At 63.7% G+C, this 16,465-nt stretch carries 27 protein-coding genes and 1 pseudogene; 10 read left to right on the top strand and 18 right to left on the bottom strand.

Annotated elements, in window-relative coordinates:
• Positions 1-126: 126 nt before the first annotated feature.
• Positions 127-1,512: a class II 3-deoxy-7-phosphoheptulonate synthase gene (locus tag B5Y19_RS16755; protein WP_055726409.1), complete on the top strand. Its 1,386-nt coding sequence runs from the start codon at positions 127-129 to the stop codon at positions 1,510-1,512.
• A 79-nt stretch (positions 1,513-1,591) separates the two neighbouring features.
• Here B5Y19_RS16755 and B5Y19_RS16750 read toward each other — a convergent pair whose 3' ends face one another.
• The 14 genes from B5Y19_RS16750 to B5Y19_RS16690 all read right to left on the bottom strand — a co-directional run bounded on the left by B5Y19_RS16750 (position 1,592) and on the right by B5Y19_RS16690 (position 8,144).
• A complete protein-coding gene (locus tag B5Y19_RS16750; RefSeq protein ID WP_055726410.1) occupies positions 1,592-2,428 on the bottom strand; it encodes an outer membrane protein in 837 nt (278 codons plus the stop codon).
• 179 nt (positions 2,429-2,607) lie between these two features.
• Entirely contained in the window at positions 2,608-3,633 is a 1,026-nt protein-coding gene (locus tag B5Y19_RS16745; protein WP_079591803.1) for a site-specific integrase, read from the bottom strand.
• Entirely contained in the window at positions 3,620-3,895 is a 276-nt protein-coding gene (locus B5Y19_RS16740) for a hypothetical protein (RefSeq protein WP_079591802.1), read from the bottom strand. The genes B5Y19_RS16745 and B5Y19_RS16740 overlap by 14 nt, the downstream gene beginning before the upstream one ends.
• Positions 3,895-4,044: a hypothetical protein gene (locus tag B5Y19_RS26145; protein WP_176168645.1), complete on the bottom strand. Its 150-nt coding sequence runs from the start codon at positions 4,042-4,044 to the stop codon at positions 3,895-3,897. The genes B5Y19_RS16740 and B5Y19_RS26145 overlap by 1 nt, the downstream gene beginning before the upstream one ends.
• Positions 4,041-4,349, bottom strand: coding sequence for a hypothetical protein (locus tag B5Y19_RS16735; RefSeq protein WP_079591801.1), 309 nt, complete (start codon positions 4,347-4,349; stop codon positions 4,041-4,043). Before B5Y19_RS16735 ends, B5Y19_RS26145 begins: the two co-directional genes overlap by 4 nt.
• Positions 4,346-4,684, bottom strand: a complete 339-nt coding sequence (locus tag B5Y19_RS16730) for an HNH endonuclease (RefSeq protein WP_079591800.1) — start codon at positions 4,682-4,684, stop codon at positions 4,346-4,348. The genes B5Y19_RS16735 and B5Y19_RS16730 overlap by 4 nt, the downstream gene beginning before the upstream one ends.
• Positions 4,681-5,178, bottom strand: a complete 498-nt coding sequence (locus tag B5Y19_RS16725) for an HNH endonuclease (RefSeq protein WP_079591799.1) — start codon at positions 5,176-5,178, stop codon at positions 4,681-4,683. Before B5Y19_RS16725 ends, B5Y19_RS16730 begins: the two co-directional genes overlap by 4 nt.
• Complete coding sequence (locus B5Y19_RS16720) at positions 5,175-5,678, bottom strand: hypothetical protein (protein WP_139384436.1); 504 nt, start codon at positions 5,676-5,678, stop codon at positions 5,175-5,177. The genes B5Y19_RS16725 and B5Y19_RS16720 overlap by 4 nt, the downstream gene beginning before the upstream one ends.
• The gene (locus B5Y19_RS16715; RefSeq protein WP_079591798.1) at positions 5,675-6,304 is read right to left on the bottom strand and encodes a lambda exonuclease family protein; all 630 of its coding nucleotides are present in this window, start codon (positions 6,302-6,304) and stop codon (positions 5,675-5,677) included. The genes B5Y19_RS16720 and B5Y19_RS16715 overlap by 4 nt, the downstream gene beginning before the upstream one ends.
• A 248-nt stretch (positions 6,305-6,552) precedes the next feature.
• Complete coding sequence (locus B5Y19_RS26490; protein ID WP_079591797.1) at positions 6,553-7,071, bottom strand: ERF family protein; 519 nt, start codon at positions 7,069-7,071, stop codon at positions 6,553-6,555.
• Positions 7,068-7,328 carry a hypothetical protein gene (locus B5Y19_RS16705; protein ID WP_079591796.1) on the bottom strand — a complete coding sequence of 87 codons (261 nt, stop codon included), beginning with the start codon at positions 7,326-7,328 and terminating at the stop codon, positions 7,068-7,070. Before B5Y19_RS16705 ends, B5Y19_RS26490 begins: the two co-directional genes overlap by 4 nt.
• Complete coding sequence (locus B5Y19_RS16700) at positions 7,325-7,618, bottom strand: hypothetical protein (RefSeq protein WP_079591795.1); 294 nt, start codon at positions 7,616-7,618, stop codon at positions 7,325-7,327. The genes B5Y19_RS16705 and B5Y19_RS16700 overlap by 4 nt, the downstream gene beginning before the upstream one ends.
• Positions 7,618-7,845: a hypothetical protein gene (locus tag B5Y19_RS16695; protein ID WP_079591794.1), complete on the bottom strand. Its 228-nt coding sequence runs from the start codon at positions 7,843-7,845 to the stop codon at positions 7,618-7,620. The genes B5Y19_RS16700 and B5Y19_RS16695 overlap by 1 nt, the downstream gene beginning before the upstream one ends.
• Positions 7,845-8,144, bottom strand: a complete 300-nt coding sequence (locus B5Y19_RS16690; RefSeq protein ID WP_079591793.1) for a hypothetical protein — start codon at positions 8,142-8,144, stop codon at positions 7,845-7,847. Before B5Y19_RS16690 ends, B5Y19_RS16695 begins: the two co-directional genes overlap by 1 nt.
• A 178-nt stretch (positions 8,145-8,322) precedes the next feature.
• Between B5Y19_RS16690 and B5Y19_RS16685 the strand changes: the two genes are divergently transcribed.
• Both B5Y19_RS16685 and B5Y19_RS16680 read left to right on the top strand, forming a co-directional pair.
• Complete coding sequence (locus B5Y19_RS16685) at positions 8,323-8,565, top strand: hypothetical protein (protein WP_079591792.1); 243 nt, start codon at positions 8,323-8,325, stop codon at positions 8,563-8,565.
• Positions 8,565-8,867, top strand: coding sequence for a hypothetical protein (locus B5Y19_RS16680; protein WP_079591791.1), 303 nt, complete (start codon positions 8,565-8,567; stop codon positions 8,865-8,867). Before B5Y19_RS16685 ends, B5Y19_RS16680 begins: the two co-directional genes overlap by 1 nt.
• 534 nt (positions 8,868-9,401) lie before the next feature.
• On the opposite strand, the gene B5Y19_RS16675 is transcribed toward B5Y19_RS16680, so the two are convergent.
• The 3 genes from B5Y19_RS16675 to B5Y19_RS16665 all read right to left on the bottom strand — a co-directional run bounded on the left by B5Y19_RS16675 (position 9,402) and on the right by B5Y19_RS16665 (position 11,823).
• Positions 9,402-10,439 (bottom strand): P63C domain-containing protein, encoded by a 1,038-nt coding sequence (locus B5Y19_RS16675; RefSeq protein WP_244555615.1) that lies wholly within the window; start codon positions 10,437-10,439, stop codon positions 9,402-9,404.
• A 134-nt stretch (positions 10,440-10,573) separates the two neighbouring features.
• Positions 10,574-10,837: a hypothetical protein gene (locus B5Y19_RS16670; RefSeq protein WP_176168644.1), complete on the bottom strand. Its 264-nt coding sequence runs from the start codon at positions 10,835-10,837 to the stop codon at positions 10,574-10,576.
• A 263-nt stretch (positions 10,838-11,100) separates the two neighbouring features.
• Positions 11,101-11,823, bottom strand: coding sequence for a S24 family peptidase (locus B5Y19_RS16665; protein ID WP_176168643.1), 723 nt, complete (start codon positions 11,821-11,823; stop codon positions 11,101-11,103).
• Between the two features lie 639 nt (positions 11,824-12,462).
• Between B5Y19_RS16665 and B5Y19_RS16650 the strand changes: the two genes are divergently transcribed.
• The 7 genes and pseudogenes from B5Y19_RS16650 to B5Y19_RS16620 all read left to right on the top strand — a co-directional run bounded on the left by B5Y19_RS16650 (position 12,463) and on the right by B5Y19_RS16620 (position 15,621).
• Positions 12,463-12,936 (top strand): phage regulatory CII family protein, encoded by a 474-nt coding sequence (locus B5Y19_RS16650; RefSeq protein WP_079591786.1) that lies wholly within the window; start codon positions 12,463-12,465, stop codon positions 12,934-12,936.
• Positions 12,933-13,148 (top strand): annotated as a pseudogene (locus tag B5Y19_RS26485) (DUF2312 domain-containing protein); the annotation flags it as partial. The gene B5Y19_RS16650 and the pseudogene B5Y19_RS26485, both read left to right, overlap by 4 nt.
• A 428-nt stretch (positions 13,149-13,576) precedes the next feature.
• Complete coding sequence (locus B5Y19_RS16640) at positions 13,577-13,999, top strand: hypothetical protein (protein WP_079591784.1); 423 nt, start codon at positions 13,577-13,579, stop codon at positions 13,997-13,999.
• The gene (locus B5Y19_RS16635; protein WP_079591783.1) at positions 13,996-14,508 is read left to right on the top strand and encodes a GcrA family cell cycle regulator; all 513 of its coding nucleotides are present in this window, start codon (positions 13,996-13,998) and stop codon (positions 14,506-14,508) included. Before B5Y19_RS16640 ends, B5Y19_RS16635 begins: the two co-directional genes overlap by 4 nt.
• Entirely contained in the window at positions 14,505-14,759 is a 255-nt protein-coding gene (locus B5Y19_RS16630) for a hypothetical protein (RefSeq protein WP_079591782.1), read from the top strand. Before B5Y19_RS16635 ends, B5Y19_RS16630 begins: the two co-directional genes overlap by 4 nt.
• Positions 14,756-15,403: a methyltransferase gene (locus B5Y19_RS16625; protein ID WP_176168642.1), complete on the top strand. Its 648-nt coding sequence runs from the start codon at positions 14,756-14,758 to the stop codon at positions 15,401-15,403. The genes B5Y19_RS16630 and B5Y19_RS16625 overlap by 4 nt, the downstream gene beginning before the upstream one ends.
• The gene (locus B5Y19_RS16620) at positions 15,400-15,621 is read left to right on the top strand and encodes a hypothetical protein (protein WP_079591781.1); all 222 of its coding nucleotides are present in this window, start codon (positions 15,400-15,402) and stop codon (positions 15,619-15,621) included. The genes B5Y19_RS16625 and B5Y19_RS16620 overlap by 4 nt, the downstream gene beginning before the upstream one ends.
• 11 nt (positions 15,622-15,632) lie before the next feature.
• On the opposite strand, the gene B5Y19_RS16615 is transcribed toward B5Y19_RS16620, so the two are convergent.
• Entirely contained in the window at positions 15,633-16,418 is a 786-nt protein-coding gene (locus tag B5Y19_RS16615) for a hypothetical protein (RefSeq protein WP_079591780.1), read from the bottom strand.
• Between the last annotated feature and the right edge of the window lie 47 nt (positions 16,419-16,465).

Raw genomic sequence — 16,465 nt, 5'->3', positions numbered from 1 at the left:
CCGGCCCCGCCGTGACGGACGGTCAGCCAGATGGTGGCCATTCCGCGAGCATGGGTGTATAGCCGCCCCTTCGCGCTACCAAGAGGTTAACGACGCGCGATCTCACAGTCAGGAGCAAGAAGTCCCATGTCCGAGCGGTGGACGCCAGAGAGCTGGAGGGCCAAGCCCGTCCAGCAGATTCCGGAATATCCGGACCAGGCAGCCTTGAAGGCGGTCGAGCAGCAGCTCGCCGGCTTTCCGCCGCTCGTTTTTGCAGGCGAGGCGCGCAAGCTCAAACGGGCGTTGAGCAAGGTCGCCGCCGGTGAGGCCTTCCTGCTGCAGGGAGGCGATTGCGCCGAGAGCTTCGCCGAGCATTCGGCCGACAACATCCGCGACTTCTTCCGGCTGTTCCTGCAGATGGCGGTCGTCCTGACCTTCGCCGGCGGCTCGCCGGTGGTGAAGGTCGGCCGCATCGCCGGCCAGTTCGCCAAGCCGCGCTCGGCCCCGACCGAGACGATCGGCGGCGTCGAGCTGCCGAGCTACAAGGGCGACATCGTCAACGACAACGAGTTCACGGCCGAGGCGCGCATTCCCGATCCGCGCCGCCAGCTCGAGGGCTATCGTCAGTCGGCGGCGACGCTGAACCTGATCCGCGCCTTCGCGACCGGCGGCTATGCCAATCTCGACAACGCGCATCGCTGGATGCTCGGCTTCGTCAAGGATAGCCCGCAGTCGCATCGCTACCAGGAGGTGGCCGAGCGCATCACCGAGGCGCTGGAGTTTATGCGCGCCATCGGCATCGACCCGGAGACTCATCCGGAGATGCGCACGACCGACTTCTACACCAGCCACGAGGCGCTGCTGCTCGGTTACGAGCAGGCGATGACGCGCACGGATTCGACGACCGGCGAGTGGTACGACACCTCCGGGCACATGCTCTGGATCGGCGATCGCACGCGCCAGATCGACCATGCCCATGTCGAGTTCTTCCGCGGCATCAAGAACCCGATCGGCTTGAAATGCGGCCCCTCGACCACGGTCGACGGCCTGCTCAAGCTGATCGATGTGCTCGATCCGCAGAATCAGGCCGGGCGCCTGACGCTGATCGCGCGCTTCGGCGCCGACAAGGTCTTCGACCATCTGCCGGCGCTGGTGCGGGCGACGAAGCGCGAAGGCCGCAATGTCGTCTGGTCCTGCGACCCGATGCACGGCAACACGGTCAAGGCCGCCAGCGGCTACAAGACCCGGCCCTTCGACCTGATCCTGGGCGAGGTGAAGAACTTCTTCGCCGTCCATGAGGCCGAGGGCACCCATGCCGGCGGCCTGCATCTGGAGATGACCGGCAAGAACGTCACCGAATGCACCGGTGGCGCGCGCGGCATGACGGATGCGGACCTCAACGACCGCTACCACACCTTCTGTGACCCCCGCCTCAACGCGGAGCAGGCGCTGGAGCTCGCCTTCATCGTCGCCGAGCTGGTCAAGCGCCAGCGCTCTGGCCGGGCGCGGCCCGAGGTCGAGGCGGCCGAGTAAGGGCTCGCCAGATCGATCGATCAAACAGAAAGGCCGGGGCAATGCCCCGGCCTTTTCGTTTCTGCGCGTGCAGCCGTGGTCAGAATTTCAGCGCGGCGCCGACGCGCGCCGTGTTCAGGCTGGCGGTCACGCCTTCGACATCGTTGAAGCGGGTGAAGAGGTATTCGGCGCGCAGGATGAGGTTGTCCGCGAGCGCGGCTTCCAGGCCGCCGCCGATCACGGCGCCATAGCCCCAGACATCCTTCTTCGCCCCGCCGACCATGCGCGGCCAGCCGACATAGCTGCCGAGGGCGACACCATTGGCATCGGTCGGGCCCCAATCGGTATAGACGGAGACGTTGGTGTCGAAGCGGCCGGCGGCGGCACCGATGGTGAAATAGGGCATCAGGCGGCCATAGGCGTAGCCGAAGCGGGCACGCAGTGAGAGATAGTCGTTGATCCGCGCGCCCTGGGTCGAGCCGATGGTGATGAACTCGTTGCCGATGCGGCGGCTTTCCACCCGGGAGGAGGGGGCTTCTTGGTCGATCCGGGTATAGTCCGCCTCGAGGCCCATCACGACGTCGCCGAAGGCCCAGTTGTAGCCGGCATAACCGCCGAAGACGGTGCCGCTGTCGCGGCGTGGCCGAGTCGCCGTCATGTCCCGAATGTTGACCCGGGTGGCGATCGTCGTGTTGAGCATCGCGAAATCGGCGAGCTCCCGGACACCGTTGTCGCTCTCGAAGCGCGTCTGTGTTCCGCCGGCGAAGGCGCCGAAATAGAAGCCCGACCAGTTGATGTTGATATCCGGAGGCGGCGGCGCGTCCTCGATCTGTGAGCCGCGCAGAACGGGATAGTCCGCCGCCGAGGCAGGGACGGCCATGAGGCTTGTCGCGAGGGCCGCGGCTCCGAGCGCTGGCACGATGGAACGGATGCGCATCCTGATCTCCCCGAGCAGCGCTGCGGTCCCACCCGTATCGTCCTGCTCCGGGAATATTCATGCCTCGGTAACCCTAATACGCGGTTAACGTTTCCATCGCTGTCAGGCCCTATTCTGTCGGTGTTTTCGCGGTCTGGTTTGCAGATTGATTAGAGAAAGTTTGCAGGGGTGTTCCGTTTCTAGTCCATCCCAGAGCGGGCTTTGCGGGCTAGAGTCTCCTGGTCGATGTGCCTCGTGTAGCGCTCGACCATCTGGATCGACATGCCGAAGAGGGCGGCGATCTCCTGATGCGTCCTGCCTGCAAGGCGAGCATCGCAGCAGGCGAGGGCGCGTAAGCCATGGGGGCTCACGTCGGCCCCGCGGATACTCTCCGGGGCGCTCTCCCCAAGCCAAGTGCGGAGCCGGTATCGGATAGAAGCCTCGGTGTGACGCTTGCCGTCTGGCTTCGTCAGGTAGGGCGTCATTTCGCCGACATTCCAGCCATCGATCTCTTTGAGGTGGGCCGGAGAGAGCGGCAGGAAGTGCTTCTTGCCGCGGAGCTTGCTGATCTTGATGTCGAGGCCGTCGCCGCGCCGCATCGCCGGCCAGAACTTGACCAGATCGCCGACACGCTGGCCGGTGGCGCGGCCGAGATAGGCCAGGCGCGAGAGATCAGCGGGCCCGTGCCTGACGACGGCTGCCCATACGGCCTCAGGCCACGGTTCAGTCGTCTCGACTTGGGTCTCGACCTGCGGCACATCCCGCGCCGGGTTGCGCGTCATATGCCCATCGCCAATCGCCCAGGCGCACATCGCGCGAAGCACACGCACCAGCAGATTGGCAGAGACGGGAGCAGTAGCGGCCAGCGCGTCACGCGCGGCGGAAATGGCCGCCTGCGTCAGATCGTCAGCGATCTGGTTGCCCCACGCCTTTTCGATCAGGCCGAGATAGTAGTCGTAGACGTCCTGTGTCTTCGGGCTGAACCCCGCCCATTTGGAGGACGCCTTGTAGAGCTCGATGATCGCTTTGAACGTGCCCTTCTTCGGGGCAGCGCTCTTCCCGTTCAGGGACGCGCAAAAGCTCCAGAATTCCGCCTCACGCGGCTCATAGGGGATGCGCGTCAGCGTACCGCGAAGGGCCTTCTCCAAGTGCCTCCCAGTCTGGTGATAGAAATACACCTTCCCGGACGGCTTCTTGATGCGGAACACCCCTTCAGGCAGCGGCACGATTGCGGCCCTTCGCTTTTTTCCCGAAGACATCGGCGATGTTTTCCATGAACGGGTCTGAGTGCGCCGGCTCTCCGTCGAGGTGAGCCAACATTGCCTCGAGCGATGGCCAATGCCACCGCATGATCTGTCCGCGGTCAATGTGGGCCTGCGGCAGGAAGCCGGCGCGAACCCACACATCAAAGGTCTCGACGCTGATCATCAGCAGCTCGGCCGCGGTCTTGCGGTCGACGAAGACGGGATGAATCTGCGCGCGCGCCATCACCTCCTCCTGTCGATGTGCGGCCAGTCGCCGTGCGGCTTTGCCTGCGGGTCGGGCCCGTAGATCCGGCGATCGAGAGCTCGCCAGATCAGCGAGACGATTCCGATGAGGACGATGAGCGCCGCGGCGATGTGGTCGTAGTCGGTCATGACAGCCGCCCCAGCCACTGGTTGCCCAGCGCGCGCTCAATGCAGTGCAGAGCCTCGCCCTTCCGGCCGCGGATGATCTCGTTCCAAGCGTCTTCGACATAGTCGGGCTGGACGCCGATGACTGATGGCTTGTCGAGCTCTCGCACGCCGCCCCGCGCCTTGATCGCTGACGCCTCGCCCTCAGTTATGGAGCCATCGTCGATCAGAGCCTGCAGCAACTGTTCCGTGTCGAAGTCGGAAAGGTCGACGTCGACGCAGGCCGTCCGGCTGGTGCGCTGCCGCTTCCATGCTGTGGTTGCGCTCATCGTCTCACCCATTCGCCAGAGAGCTTCTGTTTCCAGCCGGAGGCGCGGGAGCCGGGCAGGGGGCGGGACGAGGGAGCTTTGAGGCCACGATGGGCAGCCTCCCGCCGCTTGGCCCGCGCAATGTCCTTCACGTCTCCCTTCGTCTTCAGGCGATGGCACGGCCGGCAGAGCGGGCGCAGATTGGACTCGGTGTCATCGCCGCCGATTTCGAGCGGGATGTGATGATCGAAGTCGACGCCGGTGATGTCGGTCGGCTGGAAGCACATCTGGCAGGTCCTGTTGAACCGCTCCCAGATGCGCGTACGCTCGGTCGTGGGGATGTGGCGTCGGATCATGCCGCCACCGCCGCGTAGCCGCGCTTCCGATCACGAATAGCGACCTTCTCCGACACTGACATGTGTCCGACGAGCCCGTTACAGCCCTTGCAGGCGATCACGAGATTCGAGAGGTGATCTGGGCCGCCGTGGGATTTCGCGACTAAGTGCTCGATGGTCACCTCGCCGCTGTCTGGCCCAAGAAATCCGGCTTCGCAGAACCAGCACCACAGGCCGTCTCGCGCAGCGATCTCTTCGACCAGATGCCGCAGTTTTTTCCGCGCCCGCATGTCGGGCGAAAGGCTCATGCGGTTGCCGCGCTCGAACGCCTCGCGAGCCACGACCAGCGGTTCCGGCCAAGTCTGAACGTCCTTGGCGTTGCGATAGACGACCTGAACCCCGTCGCATGTCTGGACGCGGAGGATTTCCCACTGGCTGGTCGGGGCAATGAGAACAGCGCCGCAGTCCGTCAGCCATGCTTTGAAGGCATCGAGATTAAAGGCCGACTTCTTCACGCCGCGGCCCTCCCGAGCTCGACCGGGTCCGTCCCGATCATCGCGGCGAGCAAGCTTAGGACCGCGTCCTTCGATTCCTGGAAGCGCTGCTTGCCCATCGCCTTCATCGACTGGCTCTCGGCCGTGTAGACGGTGACGACGCTGTCGCGGACGGTGACGACCGCATAGCTGTCCATGGGCTTGACGAAGGCTGCCAGACGCTGAGCCTCTGCCTTGCTGGCCGCGACGATGTTCCGATGCTCGGCATAGCCGGCGCGGATCAGGCTCCACTTGCGGAGGTGCTCGCTCGTGGGAAACTGCTCGACGAGGTTCTCCGGCAGGGTCTGCCACGCCTCGTTGACCGAGGCGAAGAAGTGGGCGTGCGACTTCGCCGAGCGCTGCTCGATGGCCTCAAGATTGTAGACCTCGCCACAGACGAACTCGGCATCGCAGCGCCGCTGGAAGCCTGGTAGGGGGACCATCGTGTCGCCGTTCCAGCGGAAGGGGATGACGGCTTTCACGCCGCCTCCTTCCGCGAATAGATCGCGTTCAGCGCCTCAACCTTCGCGTCGATCTCGGCGAGGAAGGCGCGGGCGTCCGATTCTAGGGCGGCAATCGCTTCTTCGTCGCGCTCGCGCCGGCAGACGAACATCGCCATGTGCGGCGGCAGGCGCGGGTCGTAGCTGACGAAGTCGCACCAGCGCCGGCCGGTGCAGGCCATCTGCCAGTCGATCTGCTTGACGTACTCCTCGGGGATCGCCTGGGCGAGCAGGGTATCGACGTGGGTGCTGGTGCTCGGGCACTTGATCTCGATCAGCCCGTCGGCGCCGACCAGTCCATCAGGGCTCGCACCAGCCATGGCAATCGACGGGTGGTCGATCAGCCCGACGGCCTGCACCTCGACGCCGTTGAAGAACTCGTACATGGCGCGCGCCTCGGGCTCCTGCAGAGTGCCCCAACGCATCAGGTCGTTCAGGTACTTGTCGACCGCGAGGCCGGTGAGGCGCTCGGCGATCAGTTCGCCGAGATAGGACGTGCGCTTGGCGCCCGGCTTGCCGCTCTTGAGCAGGTCCGTTGCGTCAGCGATGCGCGAGGCGGTCAGCTTGCCGCGGCGCGCAGCCTTCCATTCTGCGGTGCCTTGCTCCATCACTGGCGCCCTCCCTTGGACTTGATCAGGGCGACGGCGTCCTTGAACTTGGTCGCGTAGATCGCGCCGAGGCTCTCGACCTTCATGATCTTGAGGAAGAACGCCTCCTGCCCATCCACGCTCGCGATGAGGTCGCGCAGCTCCAGGACCTGATCTTCGGTGATGAACTCCGCCGGCTCCGCGCCCGCCGAGCGGCCGTCGTCGTCAGCCGCTGCGGCGAGCCCCAGCGCGGCCTTGAGCGTGTAGCGCTACAGGTAGGTGATGGTGCTGCCGATCTGCTGGATCAGGTTCTTCTGCCCGCTTTCATCCCGGCCGGCCGTCAGCGTGTTCGTCTCGCTGTGCCCGTCACGGTGCGCGACGATGCAGGTGACCTGAACAGGCTGGTTCAGTTCCGAGATGGTACGGAACCGATAGGACAGGCCATGCTTGGCGAGGATCGGGTCGACCGTGCGAGCGATCTCACCCAGATCCTCATGCTGATAGCTGGTCTTGCCGCCGCTCTTCGTCTCGTAGCCGACCTGGCGGTTCTTAGTGATGACCGGGATCTCCGCCTTGGCGGCAGCGAGCGCAGCGTCGAACGCCTTGCGCGCCTGGTTCGCCTCCCAGCGCTCCTGGAGGGCCATCAGCTTCTCAAGCATTTCCATGCTGGCGCCGCGCTCGACGGCTTGGCTGAGCATCGCCATGGGGGTGAGGGCGTTTGAGGACCCGGCGTTCTGGGGTGCCGGGGTGTGCTCCTCGTCGCGGATGATGAGAGCGGCTTCGCTCATGACGAGATCCTTTCGGGGAGGGAACGGCCCTGCTCCTTGGCGAGCTGGGCGTTGACGAGGTTCTGGAGCTGGGCGCGCAGGGGCTCGACCTTCCGGTGACGGCGGGATTCCTGGGCGAGCTTCTCGCGGAGGATCACGATCTCCGGGTTGGCGACGCGGAGACGGCGATCGATGCGGGCGGCGGCCTTCGCTTCTCGCCGCTTGGCGAGGACCGACATGAAGGCAGCGATGGCGCGGCTGGCGAGGAAACGGGTCACAGCAGCGTCCCCCAGCCCACCAGCCAGCAGCCGCCGAAAACGATCAGCAGTGCAGCGGCGACATCGCCGACCGGCCAGACGTTGAAGATCCGGCCGTCGTCAACCGTGCGCTGCTCGATCGCCCAGAGGCGCAGCCCATGCTTGAACCCGCGCGGGTAGCTGTCGAAGTTCGCCGCAGCCAGTTCGGCGTCGGTGTATTCCGGCAGGCAGGGAATGCGCTTCGACACGATCCCGGCGACCACAGCCCGGGCGGCGTCCTCGGAGGCGGTCGGGATGTAATAGATCGTCATCAGGCAGCCCTCCGGAGAGCGATGCGGTTGCGGACGCGGATCCGCTGGGAGAACCGGGCGCGCCGGACCATCTCGGACGCGAGCTCGTCCATCTGCTCGTCGGTGAAGAATGAGAGGCCGCGCTCGGCGAGCAGGCGATCAAGGGCAGCGGACCAGTCGAGGCCCTGGACGCCATTGAAGGACTTGGCGAAGCGCTCCTGGCGCAAGCGGGTGGCGGATCGCTTCATCACGCGGCCTCCCGGCGCATCTCGTCGCGCTCGTCAGCCCATGCGGCCTCGTCCTCGCCGGCTTCCAACAGAAGGTCGTTGTGAATGCCCTCGTCGGCGCTCAGCAGATCCGACAGCCACTTGGGGCAGTCGTGCTTCTGGCCTTTGACGACGATCTCGACGGACTGGATCTCAGCCGAAGGCGGGCAGGGCGGATCGATCCGATCGCCGGCATAGCCCTTGTCGACAGTAAAGCTGATGCGGGCCTCGACCTCTTCGCGGCCGATTTCGATGAAGTGGCTGTGGGTGTGGCGGGACATGGCGTCTCTCCGTTGTTGGAGAGAATATGAGTTGGAGATTTCCAACTGTCAATGAGAAAGTTGGAAATCTCCTACTGACATACCGCGGCAGTGGATGCGGACATCCCCGACTCGACAGGCCACCCGTTCTCTGGAATCGATAGGAACGTAACGAGAACAATAGCTGGGTGGCGTTGAAATGAGCTTAGCCTTCACCGAGGGAATCTGGCGGCCGGAATTGTCGCTGTTTCGAGCGATCGACATCAGGTGTGATGACTGCGGCCGTGGTAAGCGGATGCAACCCGCGGAGATCCGGGCGCAGGTTGCGAAGGGCGTCTACAGCCTCGTCGGGCTGCACGACAAACTGCACTGCGCCGTCTGCCGTGACCGTGGCGGCCTCGGCAAGAACGTCAGCGTCTATCCAATTAAGCGAGGTGAGTGATGAAGCCCTGGCACCATGGCCTGCCGGAGACGAAGCAGTTCGTCGTGTTCCCGCCGCTTGGCCAGGAACTCGCCTTCAAGGCCTCAAAAGAGCGGATCGGCGCCCATCTGCGGCAGGTGTTCCCCGGGCTCGAGTTCGAGCTGGCGGATACGGGGCTCTACGAGGGGGCGAGCGTCATGCCCATGTGTGGGACGGTCGGTGGCCCGACCAGTCGGATGTTCGCGCCACCGTCAGAGTTCAAGATCCGCGAGATCGAGACCGTCTTGGAAGACTTCGACTTCGGCAGAACGGGGCTGTCGTAGCAGGCAACTGAAACTCCCTGGGTGGATCGAGGGTTGCCGCCTGGAAGGCCAACCGGAGTTTGACCCAGATCATTGCTGCTATTCGGTTCTCACGTACCGATTGGTCATGATCAGATCTGCTCAAGCCATTTTCGTAGCCGCGTCAATCGTGGCCATCACTGCGGGAGCCCGCGTGAGCTTCGCGATGCCGGCCGATGCTCAGCGCCCCGATAACGTTGAAAGTGCCGAGGTGGGGCGTGGAGTGGCGCAGCGCTACTGCAGCGGTTGCCATGCCATCGGGGCGACTGGTCACAGTCCAAATCCGAAGTCCCCCCGCTTCCCATTAATCGCCGAGCGCTATCCAGGCGGGAACCCCGCTCCTGTCTTGATCGATGGAACTGTCGTTCGACATCCGGGCATGCCAGAATTCCAGTTGCTCTCGTACGAGACTGATGGGCTCGTGGCCTATATCCGGCGCATTTCGCGAAAGTGGAAGCCGGGCCGCTGAGTGACAGCAAACGAAAACCCCGCCTGGTGGGGCGGGGTCTTCGACTGTCAGCTTTGCCGATCCGGCCTAGGAAGATACAATCTCAATTGGACGGGTTCGGACCCGTAGAGCGCGTTCACCTTGTCGCGCAGATCCCGCATCGTCTCGCATGTCCGGGCCATGCCAATGACCATCCAGATGTGCTCGGTGAGCTTCTTCAAGCCATATTGGCCGCTCAGCCACTGATGATAGTTCTGACCATACCGTGGCGTTGGAGCGTGTTCCTTAAGCCATTTCGCGACATCGGGGTCGAGCTTCTCGTAAATGAGATCCATTACGAGCTTCCCCCAGTATTTCGGGCGCTTCGAAAGTTGGCCCTTCCAACCTGTCAGCCTGCCGAACTCCTGCCATAGCTCATCTGGGAACGTCTTTTCCCATTTACGCATTTCGCCATCCAGGAATGCAGCGAGTTTGACCTGCAGGGCATCGGCCTCGCGCTCATACTGATAGCCGGTCGCCTCATCGATAAGTGCTTCCAAGCCGATCTTGGCGCAAGCTGAGAGAAACAGACTGGCTTGCATCGCCATCTGTTGCTGCCGAGCAGTAAGCTTCGGGTGAGGCGAATCCCTTCGAAAATGGTGCTCGAGCGCGCTGACGAAGCCTTGGCAGACATCGATAAAGAGGTCTGCCGGCAAGCCCTTAACTGCCTTCTCGAGGCCATCGACCTCAGGGAGGCGGAACGGGACCATTCTCTCGAGAACTAAGTCTTTGGGAATAAAGGGCTCAAGCGCTCTCACCGCGATGTATTTCTCGAGCGCCCCGCCGCCCTTAATCCCAGTTAGAACTTCAGTGGCGGAGGTCCTCCCGATAACGCGGACTCCGTTGTTGAGCACGTAGCACGGGACGGCCATCCCGATGATGTCGAGTTCGCCTCGGTGAACAGCGACCGGGAGCCCCCCGGCCTCCGAAATCACTTCGATATCGACTTCAGCGGCCTCTTCGGCCGTCAAGGTGGATTCCTCTGGTCGGTCCTCGGCTCGTTTGGCCCAACGCGCCTCTGCGGCTTTCCGGGCTTTTTCAGAGGCCGGGCTGACTTCGTCTTCCATCGTGGGGACTCCCTAGCATATGCTCGATGCTGAATCGAGCATATGCTAGGAAAGAAAATGGCGCAATGCTAATAAAAAAGGGCGCCCCTGCGCCCCGTGATTTGCCTTTGCAGCATTCCGCCGCTGCATCCAGACTACGGCGGAACCAGCATTCTAACGGGCGCCACCCACTCGATATCAACATCCTCCTCGACGACCTCGCGGGTAGCCTTCAGGATGGGCTGCATCTCAGGTGGCGCGATCGCGGACTGCTCTTCCAACAGCAGCAGCGCGTGCTCATAAGGCTCGCGTTCGTCCTCCGCGGAGAGGACGCCGATCCGCCGCAGCCTTGCGACCAGCGCAGCGAGCATCGAAGCTGAAACCATTTCCGATGCGGCGACGTGGTCGATCTTGTCCATCATCGAGCGCCTTGCGGCCTAACGGCATGTGACGATTTTGGTCGTCTCATTCATATCGCATATGGACACTAGGCGCTCGGGGCGCGGCAGCGGTCGATAGTACCGCATGCTTTCGCGGTAGCTTAGCCTCGGCACCGTGGCTTCCTCCGGCGGGACATAGCCGGCGCATCCCGACAGAAACACGCAACAAGTGGCTACAAGCAACTTTCTCATGCTGTGTCTCCTGCTGCTGCCGGCCTCTTCTGCTCGGCGCGTTGGCTCGACTACACCGCCAGTCCCATGGCCTCGGGGTAGGGGATGACGCGGTAGAGGTTCTTCACACGCGCAGAGTCGAAGCGAAGCTCCTCGGGTGGTGGATTATATTGGCTCAGGACGTGCTGGCCGCCTCGGCGCGCGACCAGGGTTTTGATGAAGGCGGGACCGTTCTCGCCGCCCTCGCCAAGTAGCTCAATCAGAACGTCCTCACCTTCGACGGGCTTTCGGCCCTTCGGATCCACGAAGATCGGCCAGCCATGCTTGTAGACCGGCTCCATGCTGGTGTTGCGAATGATGACAGCGAAAGCTTCGGGCCGTCCGATCAGTCCGGCCGGGCGAGGGATGTAATCAAGGGCATCGCCGTTGAGTTGAAAATCGCCGTCGCCTTCCTTCCCGCCCAGCGCAATGCCGCGAACTGCCAAGTCGGGCCTGCCTCCCTTTTGAGGGTGAGCAGTTAGGGGAATGCGTGCGCCCACCTCTGAAGGCAATTCGTTCCTTGCCGTTCCGGAAGAGTTCGATGGGTGTCTGACCATCGCAACAATTACTGCCTCGACAGAGGTGTCCAACGCCTCCGCGAGTTGGGTGATCTTTGCACCCCTGACGGACTGCTTTTTCCCGATCAGAATGTCGTTCACGAATGATCGTTCGAGGCCGCCGATCTTGGCGGCTTCGAAGGGGTTGCGGCCGGTGACGCGCAGCCGTTCCTGAGTGAATTCCTTGAGGCCGGACATGTTGGAAATATCCCACATGTCGCCACGTCGCTGCGAGTTGGAAATTTCCTCTTGTGAAGTTGGATTTCTCCAACTATCCTCACAGACATGGAAGCGGAACTCAAGCGACACCTACTGTCCCTCGTCGAGGCTTATGCTGGTGCGCTTGGCATCGGCGTAACGACCGTCTGGCGACAGGCGATCAACGATCCAGCCTTCCAGGAACGTCTTCGTTCCGAGAGCACCATCACCTTGCGGACTTACGACCGAGCTGTCGGTTGGTTCGATGACAACTGGCCCGAGGCGTTGGCTTGGCCGGGCGAAATCCCACGGCAAGCAGTGAGGGCCGCCTGATGGCCTCAACCCTTCGATCTCGCTCGACGCTTCCGCCGATTGGGCCGGCGCTTTCCGGCGATCTCACGAAGCTCATCCTCGGCTCGGCTGAACATGTCGAGCTGAACCTCGACGTTGTCGTTAGCTGCGGCTCTCGGCCCGACGCGGGTCGCCAGCCTCTCCATCAGCCGGCGACCCGCTACTCCGATCAACTCCCACTCCACCGAACGCCACTCCTGCAACGCCACTGTGCCTGAGCAGTCGCGCGTTCGCCGCCTTCCCGCGACGGGACAGTTCCAGGCCCGATCCCCTGATTTCGAGGCTCCGATGGCAAAAGACGAATGGTTCTTCCGGATCAAGACAGCGACCAGAGCGCTGGTGAAAATGATCGGCACGCATGAGGCGGCCGGTCTGATTGCCGGCGTCGCCAAATCGCAGATGCATCGCTGGGCTGATCCCTCGCATGCAGATCTGATCACGCTCTCAGCGGCGATGAAGCTCGAGGCGGAATGCGGGCTGCCCTGCATCACTGAGGTCATGGCCGCGCAATGCGGGAACCATCTCGTCCGCTCGGACGGCTCGACGCCGCCGAAATGCATGGTCACAGCTTTCGGCAAGCTCAGCGATGAATTCGCGGATGTCGCCTCCCGTGTAGGTGAGGCAATCGAGGACGGCAGCATCTCGCCGAACGATCATGCCGCGATCTGCGACGAACTCTCCCAGCTCATTCAGCGCGCCAACCAAATGCAGGGCACCAGTGCCCGCCTTCGCTCTGTCGATGAATTGCGGAGGGCGTCATGAGCGACGACGGCCAGGTCAAGTCGATCATCGACCGCGTCCAGCGCCTCCAGGAGGAGAAGCGCACGATCGAAGACGACATCAAGGAGGTCTACGCGGAGGCTCGTGGCAATGGCTACGACGTCAAGGTTCTGCGCGCCGTCGTTAAGCACCTCGGCAAGGATCAGAACGAGGCCGCCGAGTTCGACGCGATCTTTGATCTGTACCTCCAGTCGTACCTCTCTGCTGATCGGCCCTCACGTGCGCACGTGGCGCGGGACGCGGGTGCGCGTACGCGAGAGGCCGCCCAAGATTCCAAGGATGCCACCCCCGAGTTTCAAACCGCAGCGCAGAGCGAAGCGGCGGCCGGTTCGATTCCGGAACAAGGGGCGGATGAACGCGCGTCGGGGAATGGTGAAGTCATTGCCGCGCAATCCGCTCAATTCGTCACGTCGTCCGGTGAGGGGGAGGGCGCCGCAACGCCTGCCGATCCCTCGCCGGCGGCGGATGCACCGATCAAGGGCCTCGCGGCTGCCAACGCCATCGCCGCCCGCGCCGCTCAGCCGTCCGCGCCCAAGGCCGATCGCGCCGAGATCGACATCGAGATCCCCGCATTCCTCCGCCGGACCAACGGCGGCAACCATCCTTCCTTCGGAGAGCAGGCATGAGCGACTGGCGAGACACCGCCCGCGAGCTGATCGCATCCGGCATGTCCGTGAACAGCGTCTCCCGCGAGATCGGTAAAAGCGAGCACGCCATCAGGATCAACCTGAACATCAACGGCGCGCTGGACCGCCACAATGCGAAGCGCATTGCGATGGGCAAGCGGGTAATTCCCCCTCGCTCCGCTCCGCGCGCTGTGGTTGAGGAGCCGGAAGCCCCCGCGCTTCTCAAGACGATCACGCTGCCACTGCTGAACCTCCCGCCGGCTCCGGCCGACGAGCCGGCCCCGCTGCGGCGCATCAGTGCCCGCATTCGCTACCGGGCCGAAGCCCCAGGCGTCGCCCGCATCCGTGAAATCCATCAGCGCATGATCCGCCAGGGCAAGATCCCCGGCCGCGATCTCATTTCGGAGTGGCGCGCATGAAGGCCGGGTTCGACTGGTCGAAGGTGAGCGACCATAGCCTCGCGCAGATGGCGGCCGAGTTCACCGCCGCGCAGATCGCCAGCAAGCTCGGTTGCTCCCGCAACGCTGTCATCGGCCGCTGCGCCCGGCGCGGCATCAGCCTGAGCTCCTACATCGTCCCGCGTGTCGAGCCGATCCAGCGAGCCGCCAACCGGCGCGCCGCCGCCCGCCAGAGCTATGCCGCCAAGCGCGGGAAGCTGGCGGCCGCCGAGCCGATCGAGATCGTCGATACCCGGCCGCCGCTGCCCTACGACCCGCACAACGTTACCATCATGGACCTGCGCGACGGTCTGTGCCGTTGGCCGCTCTGGTCCAAGGCCACGCCCTATTCGGAAAAGCGCTACTGCGGCTCCGAAACCGCTCCCGGCAAGGTCTTCTGCGACCACTGCTCGACGCTCGCTTATGAACCCCGTCGGACCGATAGCCTCGACCGCAAGACCCGCTCCTTCATCTTCAAGAGGGCTGCATGAGCGTCGCCGCCGTCAACCTCAGCCTGCGCCCGCTGCCCGTGCGCACGCACGGCCGGCCGGTGCTGATCATCGGCACGGGGACGCCGCTCCGAGACGACGAGCTCGACGAGCTTGGCGTGGCCGCAGCGCTCCGCCTGTTCCGTTCCGGCCTCGACAATGTCGCCATCGCCTGGGAACTCGGCTGCACTCCCGCCGCAGCGGCGAATGGCATCGCTCGCGCTCGCAATGCAGAGCGGAGGGCGGCAGCGTGAGCCAGAACACTTCGCACGCGGTCATGGCGCAGCGGATCGAGGCCGCCGATTCCCTCGACTTCTTCCCGACCCCACTCTGGGCAACTCGAGCGCTGTGCGAGTTCATCCTACAGGCCGACCCGAAGCTCTCGACCAAGCGCGTTTGGGAGCCGGCCTGCGGGCAGGGCCATATGGCGCGCGCGCTGTCGGAGTATTTCGGGCTGGTCTACTCCTCCGATGCCCACGACTACGGGGCGGGCGCGGTCCGCGACTTCCTGTTCCCGGGCGACGAGCCGTCCTTCGACTGGCTGATCACAAACCCGCCGTTCCGCCTCGCTGAGCGATTCGCGCATACGATGATCGACCGCGCCGTCGAGGGCTGCGCGATCCTTGTTCGCACGAGCTTCCTGGAAGGCGTTGGCCGCTACAAGAGCCTATTCTCTCAGCGCAAGCCCGCCGCCATCCTGCAGTTCACCGAGCGTGTCCCGATGCACAAGGGCCGAGTCGAGGAGCACGGCAGCACGGCCACATCCTACTGCTGGATCATCTGGCGCTGCCGACCGCACAAGCCCGACGCCAACGACGTGCCGGCGATGGTCTGGATCCCGCCCTGCCGCCGCAAGCTGGAGCGGCCGGGGGACTATGCCTTGCAGGTGGCAGCATGAGCCGCCCCACCGCCAAGCCAGTCGAATCCCGCGACCCCATCGTCGGACGTCGCGTCCGCGTCCTCCGTGGCCCCATGGCCGGTCGCGAGGGCAGGGCGGTCAACTCCTTCCGTCAGCGCATCGCCACGGCTGATCGGGTGATGATCGAGCTCGACGGCTGCCTCCCCGGCTGGAGCGTCGCGAGCCTCAAGCCTGAGGATGTCGAGGTGCTGACATGACGGCGGTCCGCTCAGTCATAAGCCAGCTTGGCGAGATCGCGGGCTCTCCTCCAGCTCTCTCGAATTTCGGCGTCGTGCTTGATAACGAACGAGCTAATTATGTCCTCGAGGCCTTCGAAACTCGCCACCGCTTCGTCGCGAGCCGCATCCATTTGCGGGCCGGTAAAGTCCTCGAAATATTCGGGGTCGAGGCCAGTCGTGCCGGATATGAATGCAAGGGTGAGTTGCCCAATTGCTGCCCTGAGCCGGTTGAGGCCATCAGCCATTTTCGATCGCAGTTCTCCCACCTGGCCATCGGAGCCGAACTTCGCCTCGTTCTCCAACAGCGCGAGGAGAACTCTGTCTATGCCGCTACGGAACCGCTCCTCCGGATCGTCCCACGATCGATAGCTTTGGGCCCAATCTGTCTCTCGATAAATGTAGAGCAAGGATTTCGCCTCACGCATCAGGTCGCGAATGTCTCGGATCATCGGCCGCTCGCCTTCAAGAGATCGAGCCGACTGCTCGACGATCTCTTTCATTCGCGCGGCCGATTCCCGTTTGAGAAACTGAATCTGCAGAAACGCTGGTCTGAGAACAGCCAAGGCGACCCCAGCGCCGATAATCGCCGCGATGCTTGCTTGGTATCGCTCGAACCAAAATTCGAGGCACCCAAGGTAAGGCTTGTCAGCCTTCTGAGAGGCGAGCTTGAAGGCCGAGCAAATCGGCGCTGCTACGTCGCTCGCGATTGCCCACGCCACGGTGCCGCCCATGACGAGGGCAAAGAAAGCTACCGCAAGGGAATTGTCTTGCTTCATGGTGGGACGCTGCCGATACGTCGGTCGCACGGCAAGCCAGCCGCGTC

Origin of the sequence: Allobosea thiooxidans (assembly GCF_900168195.1) — a bacterium.
Taxonomy (GTDB): Bacteria; Pseudomonadota; Alphaproteobacteria; order Rhizobiales; family Beijerinckiaceae; genus Allobosea; species Allobosea thiooxidans.
The sequence above is the reverse complement of the archived record's forward strand: the minus strand, read 5'-3'. Positions and strand labels throughout refer to the sequence as shown.

Coding starts and splice junctions, on each gene's coding strand:
- B5Y19_RS16755 (WP_055726409.1), top strand. CDS start 127: ATGTCCGAGCGGTGGACGCCAGAGAGCTGGAGGGCCAAGCCCGTCCAG.
- B5Y19_RS16750 (WP_055726410.1), bottom strand. CDS start 2,428: ATGCGCATCCGTTCCATCGTGCCAGCGCTCGGAGCCGCGGCCCTCGCG.
- B5Y19_RS16740 (WP_079591802.1), bottom strand. CDS start 3,895: ATGGCGCGCGCGCAGATTCATCCCGTCTTCGTCGACCGCAAGACCGCG.
- B5Y19_RS26145 (WP_176168645.1), bottom strand. CDS start 4,044: ATGACCGACTACGACCACATCGCCGCGGCGCTCATCGTCCTCATCGGA.
- B5Y19_RS16735 (WP_079591801.1), bottom strand. CDS start 4,349: ATGAGCGCAACCACAGCATGGAAGCGGCAGCGCACCAGCCGGACGGCC.
- B5Y19_RS16730 (WP_079591800.1), bottom strand. CDS start 4,684: ATGATCCGACGCCACATCCCCACGACCGAGCGTACGCGCATCTGGGAG.
- B5Y19_RS16715 (WP_079591798.1), bottom strand. CDS start 6,304: ATGGAGCAAGGCACCGCAGAATGGAAGGCTGCGCGCCGCGGCAAGCTG.
- B5Y19_RS26490 (WP_079591797.1), bottom strand. CDS start 7,071: ATGAGCGAAGCCGCTCTCATCATCCGCGACGAGGAGCACACCCCGGCA.
- B5Y19_RS16700 (WP_079591795.1), bottom strand. CDS start 7,618: ATGACGATCTATTACATCCCGACCGCCTCCGAGGACGCCGCCCGGGCT.
- B5Y19_RS16695 (WP_079591794.1), bottom strand. CDS start 7,845: ATGAAGCGATCCGCCACCCGCTTGCGCCAGGAGCGCTTCGCCAAGTCC.
- B5Y19_RS16690 (WP_079591793.1), bottom strand. CDS start 8,144: ATGTCCCGCCACACCCACAGCCACTTCATCGAAATCGGCCGCGAAGAG.
- B5Y19_RS16685 (WP_079591792.1), top strand. CDS start 8,323: ATGAGCTTAGCCTTCACCGAGGGAATCTGGCGGCCGGAATTGTCGCTG.
- B5Y19_RS16680 (WP_079591791.1), top strand. CDS start 8,565: ATGAAGCCCTGGCACCATGGCCTGCCGGAGACGAAGCAGTTCGTCGTG.
- B5Y19_RS16675 (WP_244555615.1), bottom strand. CDS start 10,439: ATGGAAGACGAAGTCAGCCCGGCCTCTGAAAAAGCCCGGAAAGCCGCA.
- B5Y19_RS16670 (WP_176168644.1), bottom strand. CDS start 10,837: ATGGACAAGATCGACCACGTCGCCGCATCGGAAATGGTTTCAGCTTCG.
- B5Y19_RS16665 (WP_176168643.1), bottom strand. CDS start 11,823: ATGTCCGGCCTCAAGGAATTCACTCAGGAACGGCTGCGCGTCACCGGC.
- B5Y19_RS16650 (WP_079591786.1), top strand. CDS start 12,463: ATGGCAAAAGACGAATGGTTCTTCCGGATCAAGACAGCGACCAGAGCG.
- B5Y19_RS16640 (WP_079591784.1), top strand. CDS start 13,577: ATGAGCGACTGGCGAGACACCGCCCGCGAGCTGATCGCATCCGGCATG.
- B5Y19_RS16635 (WP_079591783.1), top strand. CDS start 13,996: ATGAAGGCCGGGTTCGACTGGTCGAAGGTGAGCGACCATAGCCTCGCG.
- B5Y19_RS16630 (WP_079591782.1), top strand. CDS start 14,505: ATGAGCGTCGCCGCCGTCAACCTCAGCCTGCGCCCGCTGCCCGTGCGC.
- B5Y19_RS16620 (WP_079591781.1), top strand. CDS start 15,400: ATGAGCCGCCCCACCGCCAAGCCAGTCGAATCCCGCGACCCCATCGTC.
- B5Y19_RS16615 (WP_079591780.1), bottom strand. CDS start 16,418: ATGAAGCAAGACAATTCCCTTGCGGTAGCTTTCTTTGCCCTCGTCATG.